The following is a 2,172-nucleotide window of genomic DNA, read 5'->3' as shown; positions in this document are numbered from 1 at the left end:
AGGCGGTCCTTGCGCGTGCTCATGGTCATCTCGCCAGCGTCAGGTCGACGAAGCCGTCGACGAACAGCGACAGCATGGTGCCGACGGCGAAATAGAAGATGATCATGCCGCCGGCGATGATGAAGGGCTGGGAGATGAAATAGATCGGGATCTGCGGGGTCAGCTTGTTGACGAAGCCGATCGTCAGATTGACGAGAATGGCATAGGCGACGAACGGGCTGCCGAGGCGGATGACCAGGAAGAAGGTGTCCGACACCGTGTCGGTGACATCGACGAGGGCTGCCTGCGGGTTGAAGAAGATGTTGACCGGCGCGACCGTGTAGGAGGAAACCAGCGCGCGTATTATCTCGTGGTCGAAATCGAACACGAACAGCATCAACAGCGCCGAGAACGAGATGATGGCGGCAAGGGCTGCCTGGGGTTCGGGCTCCTCGATCGCCGGTCCGCCGGTGCCGCCATAACCGACCAGCATGGCGATGGCCGAGCCCATGAAGCGCAGGGCTTCCATGTAGAGCCTGGTCATGGCGCCGATCAGGCCGCCGACCAGAAGTTCCGAGATGATCATCGGCACCAGGATCTGCGGGCGCGGGTCGACGAAAGGAAAGATCTTGTCCCACAGGAAGGCGAGCAGGCCGCCGGTGGCGGCGACCGCCACGAACAACCTGACCTGGACCGGGACGCGGGCGCTGGACAGGCCCGGCATCAGCATGAAACAGGCGCCGATGCGGCAGAAGGCGAGGAACGCCGCGATGACGACGCCTTGCGACAGCACGCTCACGATATGGTTCCGAGCACCCTGATCTCGACGCCCTTGGCGATTTCGACGTGGCTGAGCACCGGCAGCGTGGTGAACAGCCGCTCGATGATCATGCGCACATAGGGGCGGGCGTCGGGCGCGGTGACGAGGACGAAACGCTCGCCGGCTTCCAGATATTTCTTGATCGCCTTGGTCGCGTCCTGGCCGAACTCCTCGAGCTGGCGCGGGTCGATGTCGAACTCGCGCACCTCACCCTTGGCGTCGCGCTTGAGGCTCTGGTGGAAGGCGAGATCCCAGCGGTTGCCGAGGCGAAGCACCTTCAGCACGCCGCCCTCGGACAGGTCGCCGCAAATCTGCTGGGCCATGCGGATGCGGACATGTTCGACGATCTGCTCGGTGCGGCGCACATGCGGCGCGATCTCGGCGATCGCCTCGATGATCAGGTGCAGATTGCGGATCGAGACGCGCTCGGCGAGCAGCAGCTTCAGCACCGCCTGCAGGCCGGGATAGGAGATGTGCGTGGTGCAGATCTCGTCGGCGAGCTTGCGGTATTCCTGGTCCTGGCGTTCGAGCAGCGCCTTCATGTCCTTGTAGGACAGAAGCTGCGGCAGGTTGTTGCGGATGACCTCGGAGAGATGGGTGAGCAGCACCGACATGTTGTCGGCGAAGGTGTAGTTCTCGCGCTTCAGATCCTCGGCGAAGGCTTCGACCACCGAATAGGCGCGCATGCCGAAGGCCGGCTCGCGGATTTCCTCGCCCGGTATCTCGGGTATGTCGCGATTGCCGAGCAGCACCATGATCTCGCCGACGCGCATCTGGTATTCGGCCACCACGGTGCCGTGCACCTTGATCTGGTAGCTCTTCGGCGGGATGGCGAAATCGTCGGCGACACGCACTTCCGGCACGACGAAGCCGTACTGGGTGGCGAATTTCTTGCGCATCTTGCCCATGCGGAAAACCAGTTCCTGATGCGACGTCAGCAGCCTTGTCGACAGCTGCTTGCCGATCAAAAGCTCGATCTCGGCGGTGGCGAGCGAGGCCTTGACCGAGTTCTTCTCCTCCTCGACCTTGGTCGCCTTTTCCTGGTCCTTGATCGCCTCGGCTTCGGCGAGGACACGGTTGGCGCGCATCGGGATGACGTAGCCGAGACCGGCCATGCCGGCTGCGAGCGCAAAGAACGGGAACAGCGGCAGGCCGGGCATCAAGCCGAGCAGCACCAGCAGCGATGCCGCGACATAGAGGGCGCGCGGGTGGGCGCCGAGCTGGCCGAACACCGCCTGGTTGGTCGAGCCGCGGGTGCCGCCCTTGGAGACGAGCAGGCCGGCGGCGAGCGACACGATCAGTGCCGGGATCTGGGTGACGAGGCCGTCGCCGACCGACAGCTTGATGAACACGTCGGCGGCTTCGCCCATGCC

The 2,172-nt window shown here is 64.0% G+C and carries 2 protein-coding genes; both read right to left on the bottom strand.

Annotation, left to right across the window (positions count from 1 at the left end; genetic code table 11):
- Positions 1-25: 25 nt before the first annotated feature.
- A complete protein-coding gene (fliR, locus tag ENZ74_RS28165) occupies positions 26-778 on the bottom strand; it encodes a flagellar biosynthetic protein FliR (RefSeq protein WP_013529768.1) in 753 nt (250 codons plus the stop codon).
- On the bottom strand, positions 775-2,172 hold a 1,398-nt coding region (locus ENZ74_RS28160), incomplete at its 5' end, for an FHIPEP family type III secretion protein (protein ID WP_245471021.1). The genes ENZ74_RS28160 and fliR, both read right to left, overlap by 4 nt.

Source organism: Mesorhizobium sp. M7A.F.Ca.CA.002.15.2.1, assembly GCF_003998715.1.
Lineage (GTDB): Bacteria > Pseudomonadota > Alphaproteobacteria > Rhizobiales > Rhizobiaceae > Mesorhizobium > Mesorhizobium ciceri.
The sequence above is the reverse complement of the archived record's forward strand: the minus strand, read 5'-3'. Positions and strand labels throughout refer to the sequence as shown.